21 protein-coding genes are annotated in these 23891 nt (G+C 55.0%); 2 read left to right on the top strand and 19 right to left on the bottom strand.

Features of this window, described 5'->3' with window-relative positions; genetic code table 11:
• Positions 1 to 9: 9 nt before the first annotated feature.
• The 5 genes from menH to AC3ITF_RS07265 form a co-directional block, all read right to left on the bottom strand.
• Positions 10 to 768 (bottom strand): 2-succinyl-6-hydroxy-2,4-cyclohexadiene-1-carboxylate synthase, encoded by a 759-nt coding sequence (menH, locus tag AC3ITF_RS07285; RefSeq protein WP_489176268.1) that lies wholly within the window; start codon positions 766 to 768, stop codon positions 10 to 12.
• Complete coding sequence (menD, locus tag AC3ITF_RS07280; RefSeq protein ID WP_115257916.1) at positions 765 to 2435, bottom strand: 2-succinyl-5-enolpyruvyl-6-hydroxy-3-cyclohexene-1-carboxylic-acid synthase; 1671 nt, start codon at positions 2433 to 2435, stop codon at positions 765 to 767. The genes menH and menD overlap by 4 nt, the downstream gene beginning before the upstream one ends.
• A gap of 84 nt (positions 2436 to 2519) precedes the next feature.
• The gene (gene menF / locus AC3ITF_RS07275) at positions 2520 to 3818 is read right to left on the bottom strand and encodes an isochorismate synthase MenF (RefSeq protein ID WP_489176267.1); all 1299 of its coding nucleotides are present in this window, start codon (positions 3816 to 3818) and stop codon (positions 2520 to 2522) included.
• A 104-nt stretch (positions 3819 to 3922) separates the two neighbouring features.
• Positions 3923 to 4228, bottom strand: coding sequence for a stress response protein ElaB (elaB, locus tag AC3ITF_RS07270; RefSeq protein ID WP_096756382.1), 306 nt, complete (start codon positions 4226 to 4228; stop codon positions 3923 to 3925).
• 53 nt (positions 4229 to 4281) lie between these two features.
• Complete coding sequence (locus tag AC3ITF_RS07265) at positions 4282 to 4743, bottom strand: GNAT family N-acetyltransferase (protein WP_096756381.1); 462 nt, start codon at positions 4741 to 4743, stop codon at positions 4282 to 4284.
• A gap of 67 nt (positions 4744 to 4810) precedes the next feature.
• On the opposite strand from AC3ITF_RS07265, the gene rbn reads away from it, so the two are divergent.
• Together rbn and AC3ITF_RS07255 are read left to right on the top strand one after the other, a co-directional pair.
• Positions 4811 to 5728: a ribonuclease BN gene (gene rbn, locus AC3ITF_RS07260; protein ID WP_117343411.1), complete on the top strand. Its 918-nt coding sequence runs from the start codon at positions 4811 to 4813 to the stop codon at positions 5726 to 5728.
• A 64-nt stretch (positions 5729 to 5792) separates the two neighbouring features.
• Entirely contained in the window at positions 5793 to 6797 is a 1005-nt protein-coding gene (locus tag AC3ITF_RS07255; RefSeq protein WP_489176266.1) for a chemotaxis protein, read from the top strand.
• Positions 6798 to 6855: 58 nt separating this feature from the next.
• Here AC3ITF_RS07255 and nuoN read toward each other — a convergent pair whose 3' ends face one another.
• The 14 genes from nuoN to lrhA form a co-directional block, all read right to left on the bottom strand.
• Positions 6856 to 8313 (bottom strand): NADH-quinone oxidoreductase subunit NuoN, encoded by a 1458-nt coding sequence (gene nuoN / locus AC3ITF_RS07250; protein WP_135911681.1) that lies wholly within the window; start codon positions 8311 to 8313, stop codon positions 6856 to 6858.
• A gap of 6 nt (positions 8314 to 8319) precedes the next feature.
• Positions 8320 to 9849, bottom strand: a complete 1530-nt coding sequence (gene nuoM / locus AC3ITF_RS07245) for an NADH-quinone oxidoreductase subunit M (protein WP_115257910.1) — start codon at positions 9847 to 9849, stop codon at positions 8320 to 8322.
• 251 nt (positions 9850 to 10100) lie between these two features.
• The gene (gene nuoL / locus AC3ITF_RS07240; protein ID WP_096756376.1) at positions 10101 to 11942 is read right to left on the bottom strand and encodes an NADH-quinone oxidoreductase subunit L; all 1842 of its coding nucleotides are present in this window, start codon (positions 11940 to 11942) and stop codon (positions 10101 to 10103) included.
• Positions 11939 to 12241 (bottom strand): NADH-quinone oxidoreductase subunit NuoK, encoded by a 303-nt coding sequence (nuoK, locus tag AC3ITF_RS07235; protein ID WP_006683663.1) that lies wholly within the window; start codon positions 12239 to 12241, stop codon positions 11939 to 11941. The genes nuoL and nuoK overlap by 4 nt, the downstream gene beginning before the upstream one ends.
• A complete protein-coding gene (gene nuoJ, locus AC3ITF_RS07230) occupies positions 12238 to 12792 on the bottom strand; it encodes an NADH-quinone oxidoreductase subunit J (protein ID WP_096756375.1) in 555 nt (184 codons plus the stop codon). The genes nuoK and nuoJ overlap by 4 nt, the downstream gene beginning before the upstream one ends.
• A gap of 11 nt (positions 12793 to 12803) precedes the next feature.
• Entirely contained in the window at positions 12804 to 13346 is a 543-nt protein-coding gene (gene nuoI, locus AC3ITF_RS07225; protein ID WP_096756374.1) for an NADH-quinone oxidoreductase subunit NuoI, read from the bottom strand.
• Positions 13347 to 13360: 14 nt separating this feature from the next.
• Positions 13361 to 14338 (bottom strand): NADH-quinone oxidoreductase subunit NuoH, encoded by a 978-nt coding sequence (gene nuoH / locus AC3ITF_RS07220; protein WP_003028063.1) that lies wholly within the window; start codon positions 14336 to 14338, stop codon positions 13361 to 13363.
• Positions 14335 to 17061, bottom strand: a complete 2727-nt coding sequence (gene nuoG / locus AC3ITF_RS07215) for an NADH-quinone oxidoreductase subunit NuoG (protein ID WP_117343484.1) — start codon at positions 17059 to 17061, stop codon at positions 14335 to 14337. The genes nuoH and nuoG overlap by 4 nt, the downstream gene beginning before the upstream one ends.
• 183 nt (positions 17062 to 17244) lie before the next feature.
• Positions 17245 to 18582, bottom strand: coding sequence for an NADH-quinone oxidoreductase subunit NuoF (gene nuoF, locus AC3ITF_RS07210; RefSeq protein WP_096756373.1), 1338 nt, complete (start codon positions 18580 to 18582; stop codon positions 17245 to 17247).
• Positions 18579 to 19079: an NADH-quinone oxidoreductase subunit NuoE gene (gene nuoE, locus AC3ITF_RS07205; RefSeq protein WP_003028069.1), complete on the bottom strand. Its 501-nt coding sequence runs from the start codon at positions 19077 to 19079 to the stop codon at positions 18579 to 18581. The genes nuoF and nuoE overlap by 4 nt, the downstream gene beginning before the upstream one ends.
• A 2-nt stretch (positions 19080 to 19081) precedes the next feature.
• A complete protein-coding gene (gene nuoC / locus AC3ITF_RS07200; RefSeq protein WP_096756372.1) occupies positions 19082 to 20884 on the bottom strand; it encodes an NADH-quinone oxidoreductase subunit C/D in 1803 nt (600 codons plus the stop codon).
• Between the two features lie 89 nt (positions 20885 to 20973).
• The gene (gene nuoB, locus AC3ITF_RS07195; RefSeq protein ID WP_003028075.1) at positions 20974 to 21636 is read right to left on the bottom strand and encodes an NADH-quinone oxidoreductase subunit NuoB; all 663 of its coding nucleotides are present in this window, start codon (positions 21634 to 21636) and stop codon (positions 20974 to 20976) included.
• 15 nt (positions 21637 to 21651) lie between these two features.
• A complete protein-coding gene (gene nuoA, locus AC3ITF_RS07190) occupies positions 21652 to 22095 on the bottom strand; it encodes an NADH-quinone oxidoreductase subunit NuoA (protein ID WP_003028077.1) in 444 nt (147 codons plus the stop codon).
• 626 nt (positions 22096 to 22721) lie between these two features.
• Positions 22722 to 23660, bottom strand: coding sequence for a transcriptional regulator LrhA (gene lrhA, locus AC3ITF_RS07185; RefSeq protein ID WP_117343408.1), 939 nt, complete (start codon positions 23658 to 23660; stop codon positions 22722 to 22724).
• Positions 23661 to 23891: the final 231 nt, after the last annotated feature.

Here is a 23891-nt window from a genome sequence, read left to right as displayed (position 1 = left end):
GTCCTTTAGTCAGCGACGCAGAATCTGAGCCAGACAGTCTACTACGCCCGCGGGATTGTCCCGATGCGCGTTGTGTCCGGCGTGAGGAATCACATGGTTCGGTACAGACATTTCCGTCGCCAGAGCGCGGAATTTATCGTCACGTTCACCACATAAATAATAAAACGGAAATGTGCGCGTGGTGAGCGGCGCACGTAAATCGGGTTGACCCGCCAGCGAGGTGGCCTCCAGCATAGCGGCAAGCGTAACGCCATTGTTCTGGCTACGCAGGTCAACCAGCACCTGCCGTTGCGCAGGGCTTAGCGAGGCAAAAACCGGTTGTTGGTACCAGTCGTTAAAAACATCACGTAGCGGCTCGTGGCGAAAACGTGCGGCCCAGCGACCGTCGGACAGGCGACGCTGCGCGCGCTCGTCTTCACTTTGCAGCCCCGGATGCCCGCCTTCGACCACCAGGCCGCAAAGCCCTGACATCCCCTGGCAAGCCGCCATCATCGCCACTCGGCCGCCAAGAGAATATCCCACCAGCCAGTAGTTAAGTATGTTGTAACTAAATAAAGTATTACGCAGCAGTTCGCTGACGTCATCAAATCCGCTGACGTGAATATCCGCAGAACCGCCGTGGCCGGGCAAATCAATATACAGCCGTGAACAGTCCGCAAACTGCTCCCCGACCGGCTGCCATTCCCGGCAATCGCCGGAGAAGCCGTGCAGGAAAACCAGCCAGGGGGCATCCGCCTGGTCCTTGTTCGCCTGCGCGTACAGGATCATAGATGACTCACCTGCGCCAGCAGCTGCTGCAGGGTTTGCGCCCCGTCAGTCTCATTGACCACCAGCTCAATCACCGTGGCGGCCGGAGTACGCCAGGCTCCTGCCAGTGCACGTTCCAGCTGTTCCCAGTTTTCCGGGCGGTGATATTTTAGGTTAAACATCGCTGCCGCATGATCAAAATGGACGTTCTGCGGCATCAGATAGAACCGTTCACGCTCACTTTGCGGTGTCGGCAACAGGGAGAAAATCTGCCCGCCGTTATTGTTCACCACAATCAGGACAAACGGTGCGGAGACCTGGCGCAATAAGGCCAGCGCATTCAGATCATACAGCGCCGATAAGTCGCCGACGATGGCCAGTGTCGATTTCGCGCTGGCTCGCTGTACACCTGCCGCGGTTGACAGTAGACCGTCGATACCGCTGGCCCCGCGATTGCTGTACACCGGATACCCTGCCGGAAGCTGAGACAGTGCGTCAATCAGACGTACCACCAGACTATTGCCGACAAACAGCTGGCCCTGTTCAGGCAGATACTCGCGAATGCGGTGCGCCAGCTGCGCCTCACCAAACGCCTCGCGACGCGCTGCCACCGTCTGCCACGCCTGTTCCGCAAGGCGTGGAACATCGACGCACCAGGGCTGGCGTTTCTCTGCCGGATGCAGATCCAGCCAGTCGCTAACCTTCGCGACTAACCTGCGCCCACGATGATGAGCGGGATCCAGCCGTCCTTCGATATTGTCGACAATCCAGTATTCTTGCGGGTTACAGGTAGCCTGCCATTGCAACAGACGTTTTCCGGTCAGGCTGCTGCCCAACTGCACCACAATCTGTGCCTGCTGTAATTCGGTCACCGCTTTCGCATTGCCCAACCACAGGTCGGCACACGGCAGCGGCTGTCCGGTTTGCGACAACACATCGCCAATCAGCGGCCAGCCTAACGTCTGCGCCCACAGCGCAACTTTCTTACCCTCTTCCGCCGTCATACGCCCGGCAATCACCACGCCGCGCTTTTGCCGCCAGAAGAACCAGTCGCGCTGTTTGTCACTTTCCAGCCGACGCGCTTCGCGCAGCCAGGGTTTATCATCCTGCCACCAGTCACCCAGCCGCTGCTGCCACTCAATGCCTGTGTCGTCCATCTCGCCATACAGCGGCTCCGCAAACGGGCAGTTAATGTGTACCGCACCGCTGTGCAGTGAAGCCATGGCATTATCGAGGGTGGAAACCAGCCAACTGGCGGGAATGTCCTGCGTCGGACGCGGTAAAGAGAGCGTTTGCGATGGATGAGAAGCAAACATTCCCGGCTGACGAATCGCCTGATTCGCCCCGCAGTCGATAAGCTCAGGCGGTCTGTCCGCCGTGAGTAAAATCAGTTTTTCACCGGTGAGACCGGCTTCGATAAGCGCCGGATACAAATTCGCTACCGCCGTACCGGAGGTCACAATCACCGCAACCGGCTGCCGACTGACCTTGGCCAGACCTAAGGCCAGATGCCCCAACCCGCGCTCGTCAAAGTGGGTATGGTGGATAAAGGCAGAATTCTCCGCTGCGGCCAGCGTCAATGGCGTCGAACGAGAGCCAGGCGCAATGCAAACATGCCTGACGCCGTGGCGAGTGAGTGCTTCCAGTATGACCGCCGCCCAGCGTCGGTTAAATGCGCTTACTGACATAAGATTGTCCGGTATCAATATTGCGACACAGTATAAAGAATCGAATAAATGGATTTTTGATATGAGTCGATAATGTGTGACTCATTAGGCTTCCATCTGTAATAAAGTACGTAAACCCGCCGCTTTATTGTCTATTTCCTGCCATTCTTGTTCGGGATCGGAGCCGCGTACAATCCCGGCCCCAGCGTACAGGCGCACCACATTGCCGCTAATTTTCGCCGAACGTAGCGACACGCAAAACTCACTTTGCTGCAGGGAGAGATATCCCGCAGAGCCGGCATACCATTCTCGTTCAAAAGGTTCATTATGCTGGATGAATGCGCGCGCCCATTCACGCGGAATGCCCGCCACTGCCGCGGTCGGCTGGAGCTGCATCAGGCAAAGCGTATCGTCCGGTTGATTCAGCGCAGTCCAGATACAACGGCGCAGATGCTGCACTTTGCGCAGTCTGAGCACCTGCGGCGGCAGCACGTCGAGGGTTTGCGTACAGTTTTGCAGTCGCTGACAGATATCTTCCACCACCAGCATATTCTCACGCTGGTTTTTATCGTCCTTCATCAGCCACTCGCCGAGCTGCCAGGCCCGGTGGTCGTCAGGATGATTAGCGACAGTTCCGGCCAGCGCTTCGGTACGCAGCGCCGTGTCACGCCGCCGATACAGACGTTCAGGAGACGATCCCAAAAAAGCGCACTCGGCGGAAAACGCCATAAAGAAATGGTAGCAGTTAAGGTTTAAGCGACGACTGGAGGCCATCACCGACGCGGCGTTCACCGGCTGTGAGAACTGTAAGTCGGTTGCCCGCGCCAGCACCACTTTGTCGAGCGCTTCCCCGGCAATGGTTTGGGTCGCCAGTTCAATCAGGCGCGTCCAGCCCGCTTTATCCGGCCAGTGCTGCTCAGCGGTTAAATTCAGGCGCAGTGCGGGAAGCGGCTTCACGTTGGCAAGCGTTGAAAGGAAGGCGCGCGCGTGCACGGCATCGTCTTGCAGCGACACGTCGCTATACAGGTGTAACCGTAAGGTTGCCACGCCTGAGCAACGCCGCCATTCCAGGCGAGGTAGCAGTAAATTACCGCGCTGGGGTTCAAACGCATTCAGGCCCCAGATGCGCAGTTCAGGATGGTCTTCATGCTGGTGTAAAAACTGCTGAGCGACGGCCAGAGAGGAAAACGTGGCCACGGCACCCAGCACGGCGGCTTCTTCATCACCGTTACGCTGTTGCCAATAAAACTGCGGCCAGACGGGTTGACTGGCCAGCCAGCCCAAAGCGTCGAAAGCATCATTCAGAGGGAAAGGGATGTCGTAAATACGAATGCCAGGTGCTGCCGGTATCTCTTGCGTCAAAAGGCGCATCAGATTTTCCAGCGCAGTAGTAATTGAATGCACGCAGACCTCTCCCTGTTAAAAACCTCTCATTATACGGGGTACTGACGAGAAAAAGCAGTACCCCCGTTTAGGGAGTACTGACAAATGCGATGAAGGTGTCGAATTTATCGCCGTGCTAACAATAAACCCATCACTAAACCGACCGTTGCACCCACGCCGATCCCGCGCCACGGTTTATCATGCACATAGTCATCTGCCCGGCAAACGGCCTTTTTCGCGCGATAATAATAGCTGTCCGAAGCGTGGCTGACGCGATTTCTCACCTCTTCTAACGCCTGTTCGGCTTTCGCTTTTAACTCCAGGTACTTCTGGTCGGCAGGATCGCCCGACGAGCGCAGCACTTCTTCCAGCGTTTCACTGAGTAATTCCAGGTCATCATCAATACGTGATTCATAAGAATGAAAAGACATTATTTTCTCCCTTTCTATTTACGTACCCGCTAACTATAGACGACCTGAGCTGTTTACGCTTGATGTCCCTCACGCGCCATGCCGATGTGCGGAATACCATCTTCATCATAGATATCCGTCACCGGAACGAAACCAAAGCGCGCGTAGAAAGGTTGCAGATGCGCCTGCGCGCCCAGATACAACGCCTTGTGCGGCCAGTGCTGAGCACAGGATGCCAGCGTCTGCGTCATCAGCTGCTGCCCCAGTTTTTCCCCGCGTAACGCAGCGCTGACAATCACCCGACCGATAACCACCGGTTCGAGATCGTCGTCGCTTTTCAGAATCCTCGCATACGCCACCAGCCGATCATTATGCCATCCCAGAAGGTGTCGGTTTTCACCCGTCAGGTCATCGCCGTCCACATCCTGATACGGACACTGTTGCTCAACAACAAACACCGCACAGCGCAGCTGAAGAATGGCATACAGTTGCTGGACGGTCAGTTCTGTATGGTGGAGATCTTGCCAGTGAATCATTGTCTGCCCCTTGGTTGTGATAACCTGAACACCCTGCCTTATTGATGGCGAAAAGTGTAATACTAAGATGGAATTAATTTTTTTAGGCACGTCTGCGGGAGTCCCCACGCGCTCCCGCAATGTAACGGCAATATTACTCAATCTGCAACACCCTACTCAGGCGGGATTGTGGCTTTTCGATTGCGGCGAAGGAACGCAGCACCAGATGCTGACCACGCCATTCAATCCGGGAAAACTCGATCGTATTTTTATCAGCCATCTGCATGGCGATCACCTTTTTGGCCTGCCGGGACTGCTGTGCAGCCGCTCGATGGCCGGAAACGTCCAGCCGTTGACGCTGTACGGGCCAAAAGGGTTACGTGAATTTACCGAGACTGCATTACGCCTGAGCGGCTCCTGGACCGATTATCCGCTGGAGATTGTGGAAATTACCGCCGGAGAAATTCTCGACGACGGTCTGCGTAAAGTAACGGCTTTCGCGCTGGCGCATCCGCTCGAATGCTACGGTTTTCGCGTTGAAGAACATGACAAACCCGGTGCGCTTGACGCCAGCGCGCTGAAGGCAGCGGGCGTTAAGCCAGGGCCGTGGTTCCAGGATCTCAAAGCCGGCAAAACCGTCGTGCTGGAAGATGGTCGTTCCCTTAACGGTGCTGATTTTCTCGCCCCGGCGATTCCGGGCAAATCCGTGGCGATATTTGGCGATACCGCGCCGTGCGCCTCCGCCCTCGAACTGGCAAAAGGGGTGGATGTGATGGTACATGAGACCACGCTGGACGCCTCGATGGAAGAAAAGGCCAACAGTCGGGGACACAGCTCCACCCGCCAGGCTGCGATGCTGGCACGGGAGGCAGGTGTGGGTCGATTGATTATGACTCACGTCAGCTCGCGTTATGATGAAAAAGGCTGCCAACGTTTGCTCGAAGAGTGCCGGGCGCTTTTTGCGGACACCGAACTGGCGCACGATTTCGCCGTTTTCACGGTTTAACGCTCTATTTTTCCGCCTCAGTGCCGATAACAGTGAAAAGGCTGGCGTTCACACTGAGGACAGGATGAATAATATTCAGAAAGACATTGATGACAGGACAAACCTAACCCTGTCTAACCGCTTTGAACTGCTGCTGTTTCGCCTCGGCACATCGCTGGATGAGCAGAAATCAGAGCTGTTTGGCATCAACGTATTTAAGCTGCGCGAAATTGTCCCCATGCCCGCATTTACGCGCCCGGCGGGCATGAAAGCCCCGTTGCTGGGCATGGTGAACATTCGCGATCAGGTGATCCCGGTGATCGACCTGCCCGCCGTTGCCGGATGCAAGCCTGAGACCGGACTGAACATCCTGCTGATCACCGAATACGCACGTAGCGTGCAGGCGTTTGCGGTAGAGTCAGTGGAAAACATTATGCGCCTGGACTGGCAGCAGGTGCATACCGCCGAGAAAGCCGTCAACGGTCGCTATATCACCAGCATCGCCTGTCTGGATGATAACAAAGAAACCAACAACCTGGCGCTGGTACTCGATGTCGAACAGATCCTGTATGACATTGTGCCGTCAAACCACGATCTGCGCGCCACCCACCTGGAGACCAGTAAATTCAATATCACCCCAGGTGCTGTGGCGATTGTGGCAGAAGACTCCAAGGTCGCCCGGGCGATGCTGGAAAAAGGGCTTAACGCCATGAACATTCCGCACCAGATGCATGTCACCGGCAAAGACGCGTGGGAAAAAATTCAGCAGCTGTCCCTGGAAGCGCAGGCGGAAGGCACGCCCATCAGCGAGAAAATTGCGCTGGTGCTTACCGATCTGGAAATGCCGGAGATGGACGGCTTTACGCTGACCCGCAAGATTAAGACCGATGAACGCCTGAAGAAGATCCCGGTCGTCATCCACTCGTCCCTTTCCGGCAGCGCCAATGAAGATCACGTGCGCAGAGTGAAGGCCGATGGCTACGTGGCGAAATTCGAGATCAACGAGCTGTCTTCCGTAATCCAGGAAGTGATGGAGCGCGCGGCGAAAGACATTAATGGGCCACTGGTGAGCCGCCAGATTTCAGCCTGACTGAACTCAGCACATAAAAAAACCCGCCGCGGCGGGTTTTTTCGTTTTAGCGTATCGCTTACATCAGCGGCGTCGCTAACTGCACGATGCTGATCAGCGGTTGCGGGTAGATACCCAGCACCAGCACCAGCAGCGCAGAGATCAGCACCACGATACCGCCCGCGCTGTACTGCCAGTTAGACGGTGCATCACGGTTCAGTTGCTGCGGTGCGCTCAGGTACAGGCTCACGGCAACGCGCAGGTAATAGTACAAACCAATCGCGGAACCGACCACCACGGCGGCAACCAGCCACCACAGGTTAGCCTGCACACCGACGGCCAGCACGTAGAACTTACCGATAAAGCCCAGCGTCATCGGGATACCCGCCAGAGACAGCATCATCACCGTCATCACAGCCGCGAGGATCGGACGATGCCAGAACAGACCGCGGTAGGAGAACAGTGAATCCGCATCCGGACCACGATACGGACTGGACATCAGGCTGACCACACCGAACGCGCCGAGGCTGCTGAACAGATAACCAGCCAGGTACACGCCTACTGCTTCCATCGACATCTCGCCACTTTGCAGGGCAATCAACGCCACCAGCAGGTAGCCAAGGTGAGAGATAGACGAATAACCAAGCAGACGCTTGATGTTGGTCTGGCTCAGCGCCATCAGGTTACCGAAGATGATAGAGGCAAAGGCAATCACGCCCAGCACAATACGTACCGCTTCGCTGTCGCCAACCGGCGCGTACAGGAACAGACGCATCACCACGCCGAAGATAGCGATTTTGCTCGCCGTCGCCAGGAAGGTGGACACCGGAGCCGGTGCACCCTGGTAGACGTCTGGCGTCCACAGGTGGAACGGCACCAGAGAGAGCTTAAAGCCCAGACCGACGATCATCATCCCGAAGCCTGCCAGCAGCAGCGGTTCGTCCAGCATACCGTCGCCGAGGCTCTTACCGAGTGCCACGAACGACAGGTTGCCGGACTGCGCGTACACCAGCGCCATACCAAACAGCAGGAATGAAGACGCTGCGGCAGACAGAATGGTGTATTTGATACTGGCTTCCAGCGAGCGTTTCTGACGAAACGCATAGCCCACCAGACCAAACAGCGGCAGAGAGATCAGTTCGATACCGAGGAACAACGCCGCCAGATGGTTAGCGTTAGCCAGCAGAATCCCGCCCAGCGCGGCAATCAGCACCAGCAGGTAGAACTCTTCCCGGTTGTCGTCATAGCCTTCCAGCCATGGGTAGGCAAAGGTACAAGTAGCAAGGCTCGCCAGCAGGACCATCCCGGTGTAGAGCATCGCGAAACCGTCAACCCGCATCAGCGGGGTGACGTCCATGGCGCCTGCCTGGCCAACAAACCAGAGCGAAACCAGCGCGGCGTTAAGCCCAATGACCGACAGCGTGGCATTGAGGAAGTGATTGCGTCGCCACGCAATGGAGAGCATCACAACCACCACCGTCAAGCCGACGATCAGCAGCGGTAGCAGCGCAATCAGGTGTTGTGGAGTTATTGTCATGGCGATTTACGGCCTTGTAGTAGTAACGGAATTAACAAACCACTGCTGGATGTTGCTCATCGCAGAATGCGAGGTATCCAGAATCGGCTGCGGATAGAAGCCAAGCAGTACCAGAAGCACGACCAGCAACAGGATGATAAACAGCTCACGCAGCGACATCCCTGGCAGTTCAACACTGGCAATCTGGCTTTTCGCTTTACCAAAGTAAGCGCGATGCAGCATCGCCAGCGAGTAAACAGAGGCAAACACCAGACCGAAGGTCGAGATCACGGTAATGACCGGAACCACCTGGTAGCTGCCGAACAGAATCATAAATTCGCCAACGAAGTTACCGGTTCCCGGCATACCCAGCGTACAGACCGCGAAGAACATCGACAGCGCAGGCAACCATTTCATTTTGCCCCACAGGCCGCCCATCATACGCATATCACGCGTGTGCAGACGTTCGTACAGCTGACCACACAGAATGAACAGGCCGGCCGCAGACAGACCGTGCGCAATCATCTGGATAACCGCACCCTGGTACGCCAGCTGGCTACCGGTGTAGATAGCAATCAACACGAAGCCCATGTGCGAGACGGAGGTGTAGGCAATCAGACGCTTGATATCGTACTGATTAAAGGCCATCCACGCGCCGTAGAAAATACCGATAACACCCAGCCACATAGCGATAGGTGCGAACTCCGCAGACGCGTTCGGGAACAGCGGCAGGGAGAAGCGCAGCAGACCGTAGGCCGCGGTTTTCAGCAAAATCCCCGCCAGGTCAACGGAACCTGCGGTCGGTGCCTGGGAGTGCGCATCCGGCAACCAGCCGTGCAGCGGAACCACCGGCATTTTCACCGCAAAGGCGATGAAGAAGCCCAGCATCAGCAGATATTCCACGCCGTGGGACATCGGTGTGTTCAGCAGTTCTTCATAGTTGAAGGTCCAGACACCGGTGGCTTTATAGTGCACAAATACCAGCGCCAGGATGGCAATCAACATCACCAGACCACTCGCCTGGGTATAAATGAAGAACTTGGTGGCCGCCGTGATACGCGTTTTACCGTCGGACGCTTTATGCCCCCACAGCGCGATCAGGAAGTACATCGGCACCAACATCATTTCCCAGAAGAAGAAGAACAGGAACATGTCGATGGCCAGGAACACGCCGATCACGCCGCCGAGGATCCACATCAGGTTCAGGTGGAAGAAGCCCTGGTACTTTTCAATTTCATTCCAGGAACACAGTACCGCCAGAACACCGAGCAGACCGGTCAGCACCACCATCAGCAGCGACAGACCGTCGATAGCTAAATGAATAGAGATGCCAAAGCGCGGGATCCACTGCATGACGAACTCAGACTGCCACTGCGGAATACCAGCGGATTGCGTCAGTGAATAACCGCCCTGCAACCACAATTGTAGGCCAAGCGCCAGCGTCAGTCCCATGGTAATCAGCGCGATCCAGCGCGGTACCTTCACGCCAAAGCGTTCGGTCTGCCAGCACAGGAAACCACCGATAAAGGGGATTAATATCAACCAAGGTAATAACATAGCTAAGTATGTCCCTTATATTTATTCCTGCTCAGGCTATCTCACTCGTCAGCCCAAATCCCGGCAGTGCTCGCAATCCTCACGTACTTCAGTACGCTCCGGTTGCTCTGCGCTGGCGGTATTCGGTCTGACTTCGCCGATGACGCCTGTACTTCAGGAACAGATTTTCAACGAATTCTAAAAATTATTTTTGGGTTTGTAGGCCGGATAAGCGCAGCGCCATCCGGCAGTCGTTCATCCGGCCAACAAACTCAACGCAGTACCATCAGCAGTGCCAGCACGACAACCGCACCGATGCTCATTGACGCGACATACCAGCGCAGATACCCGTTCTCACTGAGCAGCAGACCTTTGCCTGCAAAGCGGGAGAGGATCGCCGGAATGTTCATCATTGCGTTCATCGGGTCGCGTTTCAGCAGCCAGGCAACGCCAAGGAACGGCTTGACGAACACTTTGTCGTACAGCCAGTCAAAGCCCCAGGCGTTATACCACCAGGTGCCCAGCAGACGGCCCGGCGCACTGTTGGCAATCGAGGTCACAAGCGTACGTTTACCCAGCCACAGCCATGCTGCAATCAGGATCCCCGCAATCGCGACGATGCCAGAGGTAATTTCCAGCGTCATCACGCTACCATGCGGCAGCTCGGTGGTTGCCGGAAGCACGCCATGCAACGGAGGCACAATCAGCGCGCCAACGAAGGTGGACAGGATCATCAGCACAATCAGCGGCAGATGGTGGGTAATCCCCTTCCCTGCGTGCGCGTGAATTTGTTCTTTACCGTGGAACACGATGAAAATCATACGGAAGGTGTACAGAGAGGTCATAAACGCACCGACCAGACCTGCCACCATCAGATTGATATGACCGTTCGCCATCGCACCGGCCAGAATCTCATCCTTACTGAAGAAGCCTGCGGTAATCAGCGGCAAAGCCGACAACGCCGCGCCGCCAACCAGGAAGCTGAGATAAACCAGTGGGATTGACTTACGCAAGCCGCCCATTTTGAAGATGTTCTGTTCGTGGTGGCAGGCTAGGATCACCGAACCCGATGCCAGGAACAACAGCGCTTTAAAGAAGGCGTGCGTCATCAGGTGGAAAATCGCCGCATCCCATGCCTGAACGCCAAGCGCCAGGAACATGTAGCCAATCTGGCTCATGGTGGAATACGCGAGAACGCGTTTGATGTCGGTTTGTACCAGTGCGGCGAAGCCTGCCAGAACCAGCGTGATCGCCCCGATAATCCCCACCAGGTGCAGGATTTCCGGCGTCAGCAGGAACAGGCCGTGGGTACGCGCAATCAGGTAGACACCGGCAGTAACCATCGTTGCGGCGTGGATCAGCGCGGAGACAGGCGTCGGGCCAGCCATCGCATCAGCAAGCCAGGTCTGCAACGGCAACTGCGCCGATTTACCGACCGCACCGCCCAGCAGCATCAGGGTTGCCCACATCAGCATGTCATTGCCCGCGGCAAAGTGCGCCGGTGCCAGTTCAACCATTTCGCGGAAGTTCAGCGTGCCCAGCTCGTTGTAGAGAATGAACAGCGCGAACGCCAGAAATACGTCGCCGACACGGGTTACCACGAAGGCTTTCATTGCCGCTGCGCCATTCTTCGGATCGGTATAGTAGAACCCGATCAGCAGATAGGAGCACAGGCCCACGCCTTCCCAGCCGAGGTACATCAGCAGCAGGTTATCCGCCAGTACCAGAATCACCATGCTGGCGATAAACAGGTTGGTATAGGCGAAGAAACGGGAGTACCCCTCTTCCCCGCGCATGTACCAGGAAGCGAACATGTGAATCAGGAAACCAACGCCGGTTACTACCGAGAGCATGGTCAGCGACAAGCCGTCCAGCACCAGATTAAAACCGATGTTAAAGTCGCCAACAGACATCCACGTCCACAGCGGAACGCTAAATGCCTGTTTACCGTTAGCGAAGAAATCGACGCCAATAAATGCAGTGACCAGCGCCGCCAGGCCAATCGACCCGACGCCCACGGTAGCGGACAGATTTTCTGACCAACGACCACGAGAGAACGCCAGTAATACAAAGCCAAGAAATGGCAGAATAATGGTTAAGGCAAGCATGTTCATCCACGCATCTCACTTACTGAATCGATGTTCAGGTTCTGGCGGCGGCGATGAAGTTGCAGCAACAGCGCAAGTCCAATGCTCGCTTCCGCAGCCGCAAGGCTGATGGCGAGAATGTACATCACCTGACCATCGGTCTGGCCCCAGTAGCTTCCGGCGACCACAAAGGCCAGCGCAGAGGCGTTAATCATGATTTCCAGCCCAATCAGCATAAACAGCAGATTGCGGCGGATAACCAGACCGGTTAAGCCCAGTACGAATAAGACAGCCGCGAGGATCAGTCCATGTTGTAAGGGGATCATGCGTGCTCCTCCGTTTTTCTTTTCGCGCGGTCATCCGTGCGGTTGCTCAGCACTTCGCCAGAACGCTCTTCGCGACCGACGTGGAAGGCCACAACCAGACCCGCCAGCAGCAGCATTGACGCCAGCTCAACCGCCAGGACATAAGGTCCGAACAGCGAGATGCCGACCGCTTTCGCGCTAATTGGCGTCCCGTCGATGCCCTGATCGTTAACGCCAAGAATCGCGTAGACAATCACCGCCAGCATGATGGCCGACAGAATCGCCGGACCAATCCACACCTGCGGTCTCAGCCACTGACGTTCCTGTTCGATTTCAGCACCGCCCAGGTTGAGCATCATGACCACGAACACGAACAGCACCATGATGGCGCCCGCGTACACGATAATTTCCAGCGCACCGGCAAAGTAAGCGCCCAGCGAGAAAAACACCCCAGAAATCGCCAGCAGCGAAATAATCAGGTACAGCAGCGCGTGTACCGGATTGGTGTGGGTGATGACCCGCAAGGTTGCGAGAATGGCTATCAGGCCACAGATATAAAAAGCGAACTCCATTGCCCCTCTCCTTACGGTAACAGGCTCTTGACGTCGATAGGCTTGGCTTCGTTCTCTGCTTCGCCCTTATCTTTGCCGTCGATTGCCATACCTGCCATCCGGTAGAAGTTATATTCCGGATATTTACCCGGACCGGAGATCAGCAGATCCTCTTTCTCGTAAACCAGATCCTGGCGCTTATACTCACCCAGTTCGAAATCTGGAGTAAGCTGAATAGCCGTTGTCGGACAGGCTTCTTCGCACATACCGCAGAAAATGCAGCGTGAGAAGTTGATGCGGAAAAACTCCGGATACCAGCGACCATCTTTAGTCTCTGCTTTTTGCAGAGAGATACAGCCGACCGGACAGGCTACCGCACACAGGTTACAGGCAACGCAGCGCTCTTCGCCGTCCGGGTCGCGTGTCAGTACGATACGACCACGAAAACGGGGCGGTAGATAGACCGGCTCTTCCGGGTACATCTGCGTTTCGCGTTTGGCGAACGCATGCAGGCCGATCATCCAGATACTACGAAGCTGGGTGCCTGCGCCTACAAGTAATTCTTTTAAGGTCATGGTCTTTGTGTCCCTTATTGCGCCTGCCACAGAATGACAGCCGCCGTTACCAGCAAATTGACGAGCGTCAGCGGCAGACAAACTTTCCAGCCGAAGGACATTACCTGGTCATAACGAGGACGCGGTAACGACGCACGAATCAAAATGAACATCATCATAAAGAACGCGGTTTTCAGCGCGAACCAGACGAATGGCGGTAAGAACGGGCCATGCCAGCCACCGAAGAACAGGGTAACCATCAGCGCAGAAATGGTGACGATACCGATGTACTCCCCCACGAAGAACAGGCCGAATTTCATCCCGGAATATTCAATGTGGTAACCATCGGCCAGTTCCTGCTCGGCTTCCGGCTGGTCAAACGGGTGACGGTGACAGACCGCGACGCCCGCGATAGCAAAGGTGACAAAACCAAAGAATTGCGGAATAACGTTCCAGATATCAGCCTGGTTATTGACGATGTCGGTCATGTTAAATGAACCGGCCTGCGCCACCACGCCCATCAGGGAAAGTCCGAGGAACACTTCATAGCTCAGGGTCTGCGCAGACGCACGCATTGCGCCGAGCAGCGAGTATTTGTTGTTGCTCGACCAACCGGCAAACAGCACCGCGTACACCGCCAGACCGGCCATCATCAGGAAGAACAAGATCCCGATGTTAAGGTCAGCGACCACCCAGTTCGGGCTGACCGGCACAATGGCGAAGGCCAGCAGCAGCGAAGTGAAGGCGATCATCGGTGCCAGCGTAAAGATGACGCGATCCGAGAATTTCGGGATCCAGTCTTCTTTAAAGAACATCTTGATCATGTCCGCGACCAGCTGGAGCGAACCGCCCCAGCCTACACGGTTCGGTCCATAACGGTTCTGGAACAGACCCAGCAGACGACGTTCGCCAAAGCTCATGAATGCCCCGCAGGTGACCACCACCAGCAGGATCACCACCGCTTTGAGAATGCTCAGCAGGATCTCAATCAGATCGGGTGTAATCCAACTCATTGTTGTGCCTCCTGCAGATCCTCAAGACGCGCACCTGCCAGAACTGGCGCGATACCCGGCATACCCATCGGCAAACCAACCTGCCCCGCCGTCAACCCTTCTGCGATTTCAACCGGTAATGTGACCGTGTTGCCATCGTAGCTAAAGGAAACGCGCGTACCCGCATTGACGCCCAACTTCTCGGCATCAGCCGGGTTGAGTTTAATGTACGGCTGCGGCATGCGGGTTTGGATAACCGGCGCGCGCTGGGACATTTCGTCGCTACCAAACAGATGATAGTACGGCGCGATACGCCACTGACCATCCTGCGCCTGGAAGCTCGCCGGAACGGTAGTGAAGTAGTCCAGACCGCCTTCGGAGGCTTCAATCAGACGCACGCCCGGATCGCCATGGCGCAGTTTGCCGCCCACTTCATCCTGGAACTTGTTCCACGCTTGTGGTGAGTTCCAGCCTGGTGCCCAGGCAAACGGAATTTGTGAACGCGGCGCAGACGGCTGGTTGTTCCCTTCCATCGAGAAGGCAAACATAGTGTCTTTGTCCTGCGGTTGACGCGGTTCATGCACGCTAATGTTGGCACGCATGGCGGTACGACCACTGTAACGATGCGGCTCACGTGCCAGTTTCTGCCCACGAATACGGAAGCTCGCGTCCGGCGCGGCATCTTTAATGCCAGCCAACTGCGGCAACGCGGCTACGGCGGCGTCGATGACGTGATCGAGCTGCGTCCAGTCCACTTCACGGCTCTGCACGGTGCTGTGCAGCGAGTGCAGCCAGCGCCAGCTTTCCAGCATCACAATGTTGCTGTCGTAGTAGCTTGGGTCATATACCTGGAAGAAACGCTGTGCGCGGCCTTCGTTATTGATAACCGTACCGTCGCTTTCGGCAAAACTTGCTGCAGAAAGGACCAGATGGGCATTGTCCATAATCGCGGTACGCTGATGGTCAACGACCAGTACCAGCGGTGCTTTCGCCAGCGCAGCGTTAACGCGAGTGGCAGACGCATGGCGATGCAGGTCATTTTCCAGTACCACCACGGCATCAGCACGACCTGTTTCCAGTTCGGTCAGCGCATCATCAAGTGAACCGCCGCCAATCATACCGAGGCCCATGCTGTTAACAGAGCGGGCAATCATGGTGATGCCGACGTCTGCGCCACGACCTTTCAGCGCCTTCGCCACGTTAGCAGCAGCCTGAATCACTTCAGCGCTACCGGCGTTGGTACCGGAGATAATCAGCGGTTTCTTCGCGCCAGCCAGGGCCTGAACGATGACGTCGATTTTGTTCTGCAGGTCACGGTCAATACCGTCAACGGCCGGAGCGGTGTTATCCAGCGCGTGAGCAATGGCGAAACCTAAACGCGCCTGATCTTCAACCGGCGCACGGTAGGTCCATGCTGCGATATCATCCAGACGGGTGTTATCCACGTTGGTCACGAACAGCGGATGCTTGGCACGTTGGCCGATGTTAAGGATCGCGGCAATCTGCCAGTCAGCCACTTTCTGCGCTGCTGCCATTTCGCGTGCTTTACCTTTCACCGCCTGACGTACAGCCAGCGCAACGCGTGCGCCGGTCTGGGTAACATCTTCGCCCAGCACCAGAACCGCATCGTAAGATTCAATCTCGCGCAGTGCCGGGGTATGAATACCGCCGTCACGCAGCACGCTCAGCGCCAGTTGCAGACGTTCCAGTTCGCCTTGAGCGATACCGGTATAGAAGTTTTCCGCACCCACCAGTTCACGCAACGCAAAGTTGCTTTCAACGCTGGCGCGCGGGGAGCCGATGCCGATCACTTTCTTCGACTGACGCAGAATGTCAGCCGCGCCCTGCATCGCCTGCTCGGCGTTGAGGGTGATCAGATCGTCGCCACGACGCTGAACCGGCTGACGCGGACGGTCTTTCAGGTTCACGTAACCATAGCCAAAACGACCACGGTCGCAGAGGAAGTAGTGGTTAACGGTACCGTTATAACGGTTTTCGATACGACGCAGTTCACCGTAACGCTCACCCGGGCTGGTGTTACAACCAATGGAACACTGCTGGCAGATGCTTGGTGCAAACTGCATGTCCCATTTACGGTTATAACGCTCGGAGTGCGTTTTATCGGTGAACACGCCGGTCGGGCAGATTTCTACCAGGTTACCGGAGAATTCGCTTTCCAGCACGCCGTCTTCCGGGCGACCGAAGTAGACGTTGTCATGTGCGCCATAGACGCCCAGATCCGCGCCGTCAGCGTAATCTTTGTAATAGCGAACGCAGCGATAGCAGGCGATGCAGCGGTTCATTTCGTGAGAGATGAACGGCCCCAGGTCCTGGTTGCGGTGGGTACGCTTGGTAAAGCGGTAGCGACGGAAGCTATGACCCGTCATCACGGTCATATCCTGCAGGTGGCAGTTACCGCCCTCTTCGCAGACCGGACAGTCGTGTGGGTGGTTAGTCATCAACCATTCCACCACGCTTTCACGGAACTGTTTCGCTTCTTCGTCATCGATAGAAATAAAGGTGCCTTCGGTGGCCGGTGTCATACAAGACATCACCAGGCGACCACGCGTATCTTCCGCGTTTTGATATTGCTTCACCGCACACTGGCGGCAAGCACCGACGCTTCCCAGCGCCGGGTGCCAGCAAAAGTACGGAATATCAAGGCCGAGGGACAGACAAGCTTCTAGCAGGTTGTCCGCGCCGTTGACCTCATATTCTTTGCCGTCTACATGAATCGTAGCCATAGTCAGCATGCTTCCAGTTGGCTTAGTCAGTGACCAAGCGTTAATCGAATTTCTTTTCCGCTTTATCCTTCAAGCTGCCTCGGCGTTGGCTTCTCTCGTTCACCCCAGTCACTTACTTTAGTAAGCTCAGGGATTCTCTCGGTTGCCGCCTTGACGCATCTTGAATGCTTTCGCGTAAAACGTTTACCAGCGCTCTTTCAACAGGTTCGGCTGAATACCACCAATCGCATGGGTATTGCTGAAGGTCTGCTTGATGCCAGCTTCGAATTCTTCGCGGAAATATTTAATGGCGCTCTGCAGCGGTTCGACCGCACCCGGTGCGTGTGCACAGAAGGTTTTACCCGGACCGAGGAAACGACACAGTTGCTCAAGTGTCTCGATATCCCCAGGCTGGCCTTCGCCACGCTCCAGCGCACGCAGAATTTTTACGCTCCACGGCAAACCATCACGGCACGGCGTACACCAGCCGCAGGACTCGCGGGCAAAGAACTCTTCGAGGTTACGCACCAGCGGCACCATGCCAATCTCGTGATCGACCGCCATCGCCAGCGCCGTACCCAGACGGCTACCCGCTTTACCGATGCTTTCGAACTCCATCGGCAGGTCAAGGTGCGCTTCGGTCAGGAAGTCTGTCCCCGCACCGCCCGGCTGCCAGGCTTTGAACTTCAGGCCATCACGCATGCCACCCGCGTAATCTTCGAGGATTTCACGCGCGGTGGTCCCAAACGGCAGTTCCCACAGTCCCGGATTCTTCACACGACCGGAGAAGCCCATCAGCTTGGTGCCTGCGTCTTTGCTCTTCGAAATATTCTGGTACCACTCCACGCCGTTGGCGAGGATAGCCGGTACGTTACACAGAGTTTCGACGTTGTTCACGCAGGTCGGCTTACCCCATGCGCCAGAGCTTGCCGGGAACGGTGGCTTGGAGCGCGGGTTAGCACGACGACCTTCGAGGGAGTTGATCAGGGCGGTTTCTTCACCGCAGATGTAGCGCCCTGCCCCGGTGTGCACAAACAGTTCGAAGTCGAAACCGGTGCCCATGATATTTTTGCCAAGCAGACCCGCTTCGGTCGCTTCAGCAATGGCGCGACGCAGATTCACCGCCGCTTCAATGTATTCACCGCGCAGGAAGATGTAACCGCGGTACGCTTTCAGCGCAAACGCGGAGATCAGCATGCCTTCCACCAGCAGGTGCGGCAGCTGTTCCATCAACAGACGGTCTTTATAGGTGCCCGGCTCCATTTCATCGGCGTTACACAGCAGGTAACGGATGTTCATGGATTCGTCTTTCGGCATCAGGCTCCACTTCAGACCCGTGGAAAAGCCTGCGCCGCCGCGCCCTTTCAGGCCAGCGTCTTTCACCTGATTAACGATTTCGTCCGGTGACAGCCCGGTCAGGGCCTTACGCGCACCTTCATAACCGTTTTTGCTACGGTATTCATCCAGCCATATTGGCTGGTTGTCATCGCGCAGACGCCAGGTCAGCGGATGCGTTTCGGGAGTACGGATAATGTCTTTCATTTATACCGCTCCAGCAGTTCGGGAATGCCTTCCGGAGTCAGGTGAGCATGCGTATCTTCATCGATCATCATGTTCGGCCCCTTGTCGCAGTTCCCCAGGCAACAGGTCGGCAGCAACGTAAAGCGACCGTCAAAGGTCGTCTGCCCCGGCTTGATGTTGAGTTTTTTCTCAAGTGCCGCCTGGATCCCTTGATAGCCGTTGATATGGCACACCACGCTGTCGCAGTAGCGGATCACGTGGCGACCGACCGGCTGGCGGAAGATCTGGCTGTAAAACGTGGCAACACCTTCAACGTCGCTTGCCGGGATACCCAGCACATCAGCGATCGCATAGATCGCCCCATCCGGCACCCAGCCACGCTGTTTCTGAACGATTTTCAGCGCTTCAATGGACGCCGCACGCGGGTCTTCGTAGTGGTGCTTCTCGTGCTCAATCGCTTCACGCTCAGCCGCACTCAGCTCAAAAGCCTCGGTTTGTGGTTGTTGATTCTCGTGCATAATTAGCGGTCCACATCTGACATAACAAAATCGATACTACCCAGATGGACGATAAGGTCGGACACCAGGCTGCCACGTACCGCTACCGGGATCTGCTGCAAATGCGCATAGCTCGGTGTACGGATACGAGTACGGTAACTCATGGTGCTGCCATCGCTGGTCAGGTAGTAACTGTTGATACCCTTGGTCGCTTCCACCATCTGGAAGGATTCCTGCGCCGGCATAACCGGGCCCCACGACACTTGCAGGAAGTGGGTGATCAGGGTTTCGATATGCTGTAGCGTGCGCTCTTTCGGCGGCGGCGTGGTCAGCGGGTGATCCGCTTTGAACGGGCCTTCCGGCATGTTGTTGAGGCACTGCTCAAGGATGCGCAGGCTCTGGCGCAGCTCTTCAACTTTCAGCATCACGCGGGTGTAGCAGTCGGAAACACCACCGCCCACCGGGATTTCGAAGTCGAAGTTTTCATAGCCAGAGTACGGACGTGACTTACGCACGTCGAAATCAATACCGGTTGCACGCAGCGCAGCACCGGTACAACCCCAATCCAGCGCTTCTTTTTTCCCGTAAGCGGCAACGCCCTGCGAACGGCCTTTCAGGATGGTGTTGCGCAGCGCAGCTTTCTCGTAGGAATCCAGTCGCTTCGGCATCCAGTCGAGGAAATCACGCAGCAGCTTGTCCCAGCCTCGCGGCAGGTCGTGTGCAACGCCACCGATACGGAACCAGGCCGGGTGCATACGGAAACCGGTGATAGCTTCTACCACGTCATAGATTTTCTGACGGTCGGTAAAGGCGAAGAACACGGGGGTCATCGCGCCGACGTCCTGAATGAACGTGGAGATATACAGCAGGTGGCTGTTGATACGGAAAAGTTCAGAAAGCATAACGCGGATCACGTTGACGCGATCCGGTACGGTAATGCCCGCCAGCTTTTCTACCGCCAGCACGTACGGCATTTCGTTCACGCAGCCGCCGAGATATTCGATACGGTCGGTGTACGGAATGTAGCTGTGCCAGGACTGACGTTCACCCATCTTTTCGGCGCCACGATGGTGGTAGCCGATGTCAGGCACGCAGTCGACGATCTCTTCGCCGTCAAGCTGAAGAACAATACGGAATGCACCGTGAGAAGACGGGTGGTTCGGACCGAGGTTGAGGAACATAAAGTCCTCGTTTTCGGTACCACGCTGCATGCCCCAGTCTTCAGGTTTGAAGGTCAGTGACTCCATTTCCAGATCCTGCTTGGCTTTGGTCAGCTCAAACGGATCGAATTCGGTCGCACGCGCCGGGTAATCTTTACGCAGCGGATGGCCTTCCCAGGTATGCGGCATCAGAAGACGCGTCAGGTGCGGGTGGCCTTCGATATCAATACCAAACATTTCCCAGGTTTCACGCTCATACCAGTTGGCGTTCGGGAACAGTTTGGTGAACGTCGGCACGCGCAGATCGTTTTCAGACAATGCCACCTTGAGCATGATATCGCGATTGCGTTCAATGGAGATCAGGTGATAGAAAACGGAAAAATCCGCGGCAGGTAACCCTTCGCGGTGCGTACGCAGACGTTCGTCCATGCCGTGTAAGTCAAACAGCATGACGTAAGGTTTCGGCAATCTCTTTAAGAAATCACCCACTTCCAGGAGTTGTTCACGCTTGACCCAAACAACGGGTACCCCGGTGCGAGTCGCCTGAACGGTAAAGGCATCCGGCCCAAAACGGTTGCGCAGTTCGCCAATGACCGGGTCATCGAGATGATCCCGTGTTTGCCAGGCAGCGTCTTGCGCGGTTAAGTCGGTCATATTGTTCACCATTGCAAATGGTTCGTGGTGACTGTTAAGCCTGGCTTCGCGCTATTTGAATAGTGATATGCGAAGGTAATCCCCAGGCCGACAGGCGCAAATTAAATCTCGTCCGGTGTGCGAAGATTCGTTACAGCAATACGTTCGCCGCGCTTACGCTCACGCTCTGACTGCATATTGGCGCGATAAACGCCCTGATCGCCAACCACCCATGAGAGTGGACGACGTTCTTTGCCAATGGAGTCTTGCAGCAGCATCAGTGCCTGCATGTAGGCTTCCGGACGCGGCGGGCATCCCGGGATGTACACATCAACCGGAATAAACTTATCAACGCCCTGCACAACGGAGTAAATATCGTACATACCGCCCGAGTTGGCACATGCGCCCATGGAAATAACCCATTTTGGTTCCAGCATCTGATCGTAGAGGCGCTGAATAACCGGGGCCATTTTGGTAAAGCAGGTGCCGGCCACGACCATCAGGTCGGCCTGACGCGGAGAGGCACGCAGAACTTCTGCGCCAAAACGGGCCACGTCATGCACGGCGGTGAACGAGGTCACCATCTCAACGTAGCAGCAGGAAAGGCCAAAGTTGTATGGCCAAATTGAGTTTTTACGGCCCCAGTTAACCATGTCATGCAGTTTGCCCATGAACACGTTTTTGTTAACTTCTTGTTCCAGGGGGTCGGTTACGATCTCCTGTTTTTGCAGGGGGTAACGGTCGTTCTCACCGTTAGGATCTATGCGGGTGAGCGTATAATCCATCTTAATGCCTCGCGGTTAGCGTTGACGATTAGCGATACTGTTCGTTTCCGGGTTCATACGCTCGCGGCGTGAACGCGCGGGCGTCCAGTCCAGCGCGCCAATACGCACCAGATAAACCAGACCTGCCAGTAACACAAAAATAAAAATTGCAGCTTCCACAAAGCCAATCCAGCCGCTTTCACGGATAGATGTTGACCATGCAAAAAGATACAGCGCTTCAACGTCGAAGATAACGAAGAACATGGCTACCAGGTAAAACTTGGCAGACAGGCGCAAGCGGGCGGTGCCGACCGAGTCGATACCTGATTCAAACGGCACGTTTTTAGATCTCGCGCGCGCGCGACCCCCTAAAAACCAGCCGCCGACGAGCATCAGGCAGCACAGGCCAATGGCAACAATAAGAAAGATAGCGAATGCCCAGTGATGAGCGATGATTTCAGTGGATGTTGACATACTCATTGCTTACTCATCAAAAGTAGCGCCAAATTCTCTGCTCTTTACGGCAGATGAACGCCACATCGATTCATGGGGAGGAATAAAAAAAACCTTACAATCACTGTAGAAAACCATTTATACAGCCAATTGATGGGGTTTTTTACTCCTTTCTATAACCTTTTGTCAACTTTAACAAAAGTTTCCTCACATTATTTTACACCAATTCAGTATCATTAACATAAAGTGCTATTTAGACTCATTTCAGTCCTGTCATTAGCCAATTTTAATGTTGTTGAATCGTGTCCGTAGTGAAGTAAAAAAGATAATACACCTCTATTTTGACAGGAATTCGTGCAGATGCCTCCCCCTAAATGTGAGTATTTTCTTGATCTGTGACACGCTTTTGTTAATCCATCATAAAAAACAGCAACAATTTCTCTAGTTTTTTAACATGAAAATAATAGGCCCTTCTTTTGTTTATTTTTTGCTCAATTTAATCGAAAATCTTTTACCTACTGATTTTATTCACTTTTCATTTACAAACAGGCTATAGACTGCCTGTTTTGTATAAAAAAAGAGCCACTGGAAGTTATTTCATCTTTAGTGGCTCTTTTTTGCACTTACATTTTAAAACGATTATTTGTGACGCATTACTCAAAGTCACCTTCAACGATCAGCGAATCATCTCCCCCTTCAGGGGTAAACTGATTGTATTGCCATGGGTTTTGGTACGTTTGCATCGACTTAAAGATAACCTGAGCTAACTCGTTTTGCGTGCTGGTATCGCAGCACAGCAGGTATTCGGTTTCTGGCAACGGTGGCAAACCATCCACCGCACCTAACACGCGCAAGTCCGGACTCATCATTTCTACCGGACGGGCAGTGACGCCCAATCCTGCTTTTACTGCAGCGCGAACCGCAGGCAATGTTGACGCCACATAGGCCAAACGCCACGGGATCTGCGCAGCATTTAGCGTAGACAGCACGATATCGCGAAACGGGCTGGGATCGTCCAGCAGGACCAGCGGCACCGGTTCCCCTTTTTGCAGGATGTATTCAGCCGCACAATACCAGTGCGTCGGAGAGGTACGCAGATTCAGGCACTCGAAATCCCCAGGGCGGTTGGTGGTCACCACCAAATCCACTTCCTGTGACTTCAGCATATCCACCATAAAGGCGTTACGCTTGACCCTCACATCCAGCGCAAGCTTCGGATAAACCGAACTGATGCGGTTGAGCAAAAACGGCAGTATCGTATCGGCGGATTCATCAGAGGCGCCAATAGTTAACACACCCTGAAGATTATTGAACATTAATGATGAGCAAGCCTCATCATTGAAGCGCAGAATTTTTCTGGCGTAACCCAACAGCTGGATACCGTGTTCCGTCAGCAGTTTGTTACGTCCATGGCGCGCGAACAACTCTTTCCCGACAAGTTGCTCGAGGCGTTGCATTTGCTGGCTCACCGCAGACTGAGTGCGACATACCGCAGCAGCCGCAGCCGCGAAAGTATTCAGATCGGCAACAGCAACAAACGTTCTCAGCAGATCGAGATCGAGGTTAATTATCGGACGATTTGCATTTATCATAAATTTTCACTTACTCGCGGGTCATTCCGGGTTAATGCTGTGCATTCAGAAACAAAAATTCCATTTGTAATGTGCCTGCCTCGTAGTTTCACTTAGTGTAACTAAGTGAAAATAAGGATGTATTAGATGTAACAACTGAAACAACCCTCTTACTTCGCTATATAATGCGCCGCATGGCTCATCAGAATATAGCAAAGAGAAAGCGCCATTTTTTAGCTACAGGCAGATTCT

It is taken from the genome of Citrobacter sp. KH_055_1, assembly GCF_057838705.1.
This window is presented reverse-complemented; position numbering and strand designations above follow the sequence as displayed.